Raw genomic sequence first — 238 nt, 5'->3', positions numbered from 1 at the left:
GTCGCTTCGTAGCCCGCCTTCGTCACCGCTGCGATAAGCGTGTCCGCGGCCAACGCGGCGTCGCTCACGTCGATGCTGGCGGTTTCGGTCGCCAGATTCACCGACGCGCGGGCGACGCCCGGCACTTTCGCAAGCGCTTTTTCGACCCGCAACGCGCACGAGGCGCAAGTCATCCCGCCGACGTCGAATTCGGCGGTTTGCAGGGGGTGCACGGCTGCGTCCGTGGCGGGTGGCGAGG

1 protein-coding gene is annotated in these 238 nt (G+C 68.9%); it reads right to left on the bottom strand.

Translation table 11 applies throughout. The features are described from left to right. The coding region (locus tag FQ746_RS02760; RefSeq protein ID WP_144107328.1) for a heavy-metal-associated domain-containing protein at positions 1–212 on the bottom strand (212 nt) is incomplete at its 3' end. Between the last annotated feature and the right edge of the window lie 26 nt (positions 213–238).

It is taken from the genome of Paraburkholderia sp. BCC1886 (assembly GCF_900996245.1).
Taxonomy (GTDB): domain Bacteria; phylum Pseudomonadota; class Gammaproteobacteria; order Burkholderiales; family Burkholderiaceae; genus Paraburkholderia.
Note: the sequence above shows the minus strand (reverse complement) of the source record. Positions and strands in the feature narration are given on the sequence as shown.